The following is a 5,582-nucleotide window of genomic DNA, read 5'->3' as shown; positions in this document are numbered from 1 at the left end:
GCCTATCGCATCGCTCAGGAGACCGACTCCGGTGAGCGGGTGGTGGTGGGTGTCAACCGTTTCCAGCTCGATGCGGAGGAGCCGTACGAGCCCCTCCGCGTCGACCCCGCCATCGAGGCCCAACAGGTGGAGCGGCTCGCCCGGCTGCGCGCCGAACGCGACCGGTCCGCCGTCGACTCGGCCCTCGCCGCCCTCAAGAAGGCCGCCGAGGGCGAGGACAACGTCCTGTACCCGATGAAGGACGCGCTCAGCGCCCGGGCCACGGTGGGCGAGGTCTGCAACGCCCTGCGGGAGGTATGGGGGACCTACGTCCCCTCGGACGCTTTCTGAGTGCGACACTCATCCACATGTTCGGTGTCATCGACCTCCCCACCTATCTGGCCGGCCTCGTCCTGATCGTCCTGCTGCCCGGCCCCAACTCGCTGTACGTCGTCTCCGTCGCCGCGCGGCGGGGTGTGCGGGCCGGGTACACCGCCGCCGCCGGGGTGTGGTGCGGGGACGCCGTGCGGATGACCCTGTCCGCCGCCGGGGTCGCCTCGCTGCTCCAGGCCAACGCCGTGCTGTTCGGGATCGTGAAGTACGCGGGGGCCGGGTATCTGACGTGGCTCGCGGTGGGGATGCTGCGGGCCGCGTGGGGCATGTGGCGCTCGCGCCGGTCGCCCGTGGCCGAGGCGGAGGCCTCCGACGCCGTTCCGGGGGAGCGGCCGTACCGCAGGGCCCTGGTCGTCAGTCTGTTCAACCCCAAGGCGATCCTGTTCTTCGTCGCCTTCTTCGTGCAGTTCGTGGATCCCGGGTACGCCTACCCGGCGCTGTCCTTCGTCGTCCTCGGGGCGTTCGCGCAGGCGGCCAGCTTCCTGTACCTCACCGCGCTGATCTTCGGCGGGACGAGGCTGGCGGCCGCGTTCCGGCGGCGGCGACGGTTGTCCGCGGGGGTGACGTCGGCGGCGGGGGCGCTGTTCCTCGGGTTCGCCGTGAAGCTCTCGCTCGCTAGCGCGTGATCCCCCGGCCGGCATAGGCCCTCAGCCGCGAGGCGTCCTCACCTGCCCAGCCCACATAGCCGTCCGGGCGTACCAGGAACAGCCCCTTGCCGTACGACGGCTGTTCGTCACCGGTGACCACCCGCACTGTTTGCGGCAGCTCCGGCGCCTGCACGCCGACCGCCACCAGCGTCCAGTGCGGGCCCCGGAAGGCGTCGAAGAGCCGTACGCCCGCCAGCGTCCCGTCGGGGGCGCGGTCGCCCGCGCGGAGGCCGCTCGGCGCGGTGCGTGTCTCCTCCGTGAGGGACGACTCCCGGTAGCCCAGCCCCAGTTGGCGGGTGGCCTCGCCCCGGCGGACCTCTCCGCGGTGCACGCCCGTCGAGAGGCCGAGCATCTGCGCGGCGACGGGGCGGCGCTCCTCCTCGTAGGTGTCCAGGAGGGCGGCCGGGGCACCGCCGCGCAGCACCGCTCCCAGCTTCCAGCCCAGGTTGTAGGCGTCCTGCACGCTCGTGTTCAGGCCCTGACCGCCCGCCGGGGAGTGGACGTGGGCCGCGTCACCGGCGAGGAGGACCCGGCCGGAACGGAAGCGGTCCGCGAGGGCCGCGCGGGGCCGGAAGTCGGAGGCCCAGCGGATCTCCGTCACCGCCTCGGGGGCGAGGTGGGACCGGGCCGCGACGACCTCGCGGACGGCGTCGAGGGACAGGTCCGTCCGGGTGCCCTCCGGGAACTGGGCCACGAGCTGGAAGTCCTCCGTGCCGGCGAGCGGGCAGATCGAGAGGTAGCCGCCGCCCTCGCCGCGGGGCGGGAAGACGTGCCAGTGGTCCCGGTCGAGGCCGGTGACGCGGACGTCCGCGACGAGCAGCGGATGGGGGTCGACGGTCTCGCCGGTCATGCCGATGCCGAGGGCCCGGCGGACGACCGAGCGGCCGCCGTCGGCGGCGACGACGTACCGGGCGCGGATGTCCGTGCCCGCCGTGAAGCGCACGGTCACCCCGTCGGCGTCCTGCTCGACCCCCACGGCCTCCCGGCCGAAGGCCACCCGCCCGCCGAGCTCCCGCAGCCGTGCGAACAGCACCTCCTGCGTGCGCCACTGCGGGACCATCCAGGGCGCGTTGTACGGAGAGTCCTCGGTCGGCTCGACCGGGTCGAACATCCGGTGTTCGCCGACCCGCTCGCCGTCCCGCCAGATCATCTGGACCGGGTAGGTCCCGCTGACCTCGCGGATCGCGTCGACCACGCCGAGGTCGTGGAAGACCTCCATGGTGCGCGGCTGGATCCCCTTGCCGCGTGAGCCCGGGAACAGCCGGTCCGCCTTCTCCACGACCAGCGCGTCCACGCCCCGCCGGGCGAGGTCGATACCGAGGGCGAGTCCCGTGGGCCCCGCGCCGACGATCAGTACGTCCGTATTCACGACTTCCCCTTAACGCTGTTAAGTGCCGTCGACTCCGAGCGTGCCCTTAACGCTGTTAAGCTGTCAAGTGTGAGCACCGAGAAACGCCCGCCCCTGGACCGCACCCGGGTCGCCGACACCGCCCTGAGACTCCTGAACGAGGTGGGCCTGGACGGCCTCACCCTGCGCGCCATCGCCAAGGAACTCGACGTCAAGGCCCCCGCCCTGTACTGGCACTTCAAGGACAAGCAGGCGCTGCTCGACGAGATGGCGACGCAGATGTACCGGCGGATGCTCGCCGGGACCGCGCTCGACCCGTCCGACACCTGGCGCGAGCGGCTCCTCAAGTCCAACCGGGGGCTGCGCGCGGCCCTGCTCGGCTACCGCGACGGCGCCAAGGTCTACAGCGGCTCACGCTTCACGGGACTGGTCCACGTCGAGCAGATGGAGGACACCCTGGCCCTCTTCACGGCCGCCGGGTTCACCCTCGCCCAGGCGGTGCGGGCCACGTCGTCGTCGTACTACTACACCCTCGGCTTCGTCACGGAGGAGCAGGGCGTGGAGCCGCTGCCCGGCGAGCGCCGGGATGGCTTCGACGTGACGGAACGCGCCCGCCTGATGGCCGACTTCCCGCTGTCGGCGGCGGCGGGCGCGGAGATGTTCCAGGACTTCGACCAGCACTACGAGGAGGGCCTGGCGCTGCTGATCGCGGGAATCGAGCAGCGGTACCGGCCTACCGGGCCATCGCCTTCCGCACCGCGCGAGTGACCACGGGCGGCAGCAGGTCCACGGCGATCCGGCGGGCCGGGGAGCGCCGCGGCCGCGGAGCGGGGCTCGGGGCGGCGGCGGGCGCCACATAGTGCCGGGAGCGCGGGAACGGCGGCGCCTGCATCTTCCGCGCGCGCGCCCGCACCAGCCGGTGACCGGCCGCGTCCTGCACACTCAGGCCCACGTCCGACCGCTCCCGCAGCATCGCCAGCAGCTCCTCCTGGACCGGCTCGGGGTCGCCCCATGTGCCGTACAGCTTCTGCGTGCTGAGGCAGATCGGCCGCAGACCGCGGTTGAGCACCGCCTCCCACACGGCGACCGAGACGCCCGGGGTGTGCTCGGAGCGGAAGTCGTCCAGGACGACGATCCCCTCGGGCAGCAGGATCTCGCGGGCGGCGCCGATGTCGCCGTACACGTGCTCGTACAGGTGCGAGGCGTCGATGTGGACGAACCGGCAGGTGCCCGGCGCCACTTCGCCCGGGACGACCGAGGTGGGCCCCTCGATCACCCTCGGCAGGGTGTCGTGGAAGGAGAGGTAGTTCCGCTCGAAGGCCTGCCGGGTGAGGGAGGCGTACGACTTCGTGGTCTCCGCGTGGTTGGCGCCGTCCGGTGCCTCGCCCCCGAACAGGTCGCACACCGTGAACCGCTCGCCGGCCCGCAGGTGCTGCCCGAGCAGGATCGCGCTCTTGCCCATGTACGCGCCCAGTTCCAGCAGGTCACCCGGTGTCTCCTGGCGCCGCAGGAACCAGCTGAACAGCATCTGGTCGAGCGGCGGGAACCACCCGGGCACGTCACGGAGTTCACCGGGGTGGCTGTACGTCTGCTGTGCGTCTCCCATGGGAAGAGTGTGCTCGTCCAGCGGGGGCCGAGCGGTCGGCGAGACGAACCTCGGGTGAACAGTTCAGAGCGTCCTGTTGAGCGCGGTGCGCAGGCGGGGCGTCAGAGGCTTCTCGACGAGGCGGTTCAGCAGCCAGGCCAGGGTCAGCATCGCGGCGATCGTCAGGGTGAAGGTCACCGACGCCGGAAGGCCGAGGCTCCGGTGCAGGGCGCGGATGACCACCCAGCCCAGGTGTTCGTGCACCAGGTAGAAGGGGTACGTCAGCGCCCCGGCCACCGTCAGCCAGCGCCAGTTTGCCCACCGCAGCCAGCCCAGCGCGATCGCCGCGACCGCGACGAAGCCGAAGGCGACCACCAGCACGATGCCCAGCGAGGTGCGGTGCGCGAAGGCGCCTGGGTCCGAGACGTTCCACAGCGACCGCACCGCGTAGTGCTGGCCGATCAGGAAGCTGACCGCCACGATGCCCCACGCGTACACGTCCCGCCGGTCGAGGTGGACCAGGTAGAGACCGACACCGCCGATGAAGAAGGAGGCGTACTCGGGCATGAACACCACGTCCAGCAGCGGCTGGTGCGCGGCCTGGGTGAGGGCCGCCGCCAGCGTCCAGCCCGCGCAGAACATGATCACCCGGCGCCGGGAGGCCCCGGGCAGGACCACGCACAGCGCGAACAGCGCGTAGAAGCGGACCTCCGCCCACAGGGTCCAGCAGACGCCGAGCACCCGGTCCACGCCCAGCGGCATCTGCAGCATCGTCATGTTCACCAGGACGTCGCTGGGAGACAGCGCCTTGTAGGCGACCGCGGGCAGTGCGAACACCGCCGTGACCAGGAGTACCGCCACCCAATAGGCGGGCAGCAGCCGGGAGGCCCGGGAGGCGAAGAACGATTTCAGGGGCCGGCCCCAGCCGCTCATGCAGATCACGAATCCGCTGATCACGAAAAAGACCTGGACGCCGAGGCAGCCGTAGGAGAAATAGGTGTGCAGCGTCGGGAACTGGCGTTGTGCGGAGCTTCCCCAGGACTGGGTGATTTCGCCGCCGCGCCCCCCGTAGTGGTACGCGGCCACCATCAGCGCGGCCACCAGCCGCAGTCCGTCCAGGGCCCGCAGCCGGGTCTCCCGGGGGCGCGGTGCGGGCAGTGGCTCCTCCGGCCGCCGGGGCAGGTCGGGCGCCGACCGGACGGTCATGCTGGTCACGGATATCCCCTTCGCAAGCTCTGAAGAGCCTAAGTCACTCCTGTGGATGCGCCTCAGCACGTTAGTCCGAATCACGGTGATGTCTTACTCGCCGGGTCAACGATTGGCCTTCTGGTCCCGGTGAGTTCACCTGAATGTCGTTTTGGCTTCCTAAGTTCGCCCAGAATCCCCCCACGTCGCAGTAAACCCGTGAACTTGCCTTTGCTTTGGCAAGAAAACAACAGGAGAGCCATGACGACGGTCCAGAAGAGGCGTGCACGCGCGCGTGGAGGGGAGCTGGACGACTGCCTGCGCGCCTGCGCGGCGCACAGCGGCAAGGTCGTCGGCAGCGTCGACCGCCGCCGTGTCGAGCTCGGCGAACAGCTGCGCAAGCTGCTCGTCGTCTGGGGCACCACCGCCACGGCCACCCCGGCGG

Annotated in this window: 6 protein-coding genes and 1 pseudogene; 4 read left to right on the top strand and 3 right to left on the bottom strand. The window is 71.2% G+C overall.

The features are described 5' to 3' along the window. Together EHS43_RS35805 and leuE are read left to right on the top strand one after the other, a co-directional pair. The coding region (locus tag EHS43_RS35805; protein ID WP_260470863.1) for a methylmalonyl-CoA mutase family protein at positions 1-330 on the top strand (330 nt) is incomplete at its 5' end. A 17-nt stretch (positions 331-347) separates the two neighbouring features. Next, positions 348-998 carry a leucine efflux protein LeuE gene (leuE, locus tag EHS43_RS35800; RefSeq protein ID WP_125194786.1) on the top strand — a complete coding sequence of 217 codons (651 nt, stop codon included), beginning with the start codon at positions 348-350 and terminating at the stop codon, positions 996-998. Here the strand turns inward: leuE and EHS43_RS35795 are convergent. Next, positions 988-2,388 (bottom strand): FAD-dependent oxidoreductase, encoded by a 1,401-nt coding sequence (locus EHS43_RS35795; protein ID WP_125194785.1) that lies wholly within the window; start codon positions 2,386-2,388, stop codon positions 988-990. The two genes, leuE and EHS43_RS35795, sit on opposite strands and share 11 nt — an antisense overlap. A gap of 69 nt (positions 2,389-2,457) precedes the next feature. Here EHS43_RS35795 and EHS43_RS35790 point away from each other — a divergent pair, with 69 nt between their 5' ends. After that, complete coding sequence (locus tag EHS43_RS35790) at positions 2,458-3,135, top strand: TetR/AcrR family transcriptional regulator (protein WP_125194784.1); 678 nt, start codon at positions 2,458-2,460, stop codon at positions 3,133-3,135. Here EHS43_RS35790 and EHS43_RS35785 read toward each other — a convergent pair. Beyond that, complete coding sequence (locus EHS43_RS35785) at positions 3,101-3,973, bottom strand: class I SAM-dependent methyltransferase (RefSeq protein WP_125194783.1); 873 nt, start codon at positions 3,971-3,973, stop codon at positions 3,101-3,103. The genes EHS43_RS35790 and EHS43_RS35785 overlap by 35 nt on opposite strands. Positions 3,974-4,036: 63 nt before the next feature. Continuing rightward, on the bottom strand, positions 4,037-5,158 hold the full coding sequence (locus EHS43_RS35780) for an acyltransferase (protein WP_125194787.1): 1,122 nt from the start codon (positions 5,156-5,158) through the stop codon (positions 4,037-4,039). A gap of 240 nt (positions 5,159-5,398) precedes the next feature. Between EHS43_RS35780 and EHS43_RS35775 the strand changes: the two are divergent. After that, positions 5,399-5,582, top strand: a pseudogene (locus EHS43_RS35775) (hypothetical protein); the annotation flags it as partial.

Origin of the sequence: Streptomyces sp. RP5T, assembly GCF_003933965.1 — a bacterium.
Classification (GTDB): domain Bacteria; phylum Actinomycetota; class Actinomycetes; order Streptomycetales; family Streptomycetaceae; genus Streptomyces.
Note: the sequence above shows the minus strand (reverse complement) of the source record. Positions and strands in the feature narration are given on the sequence as shown.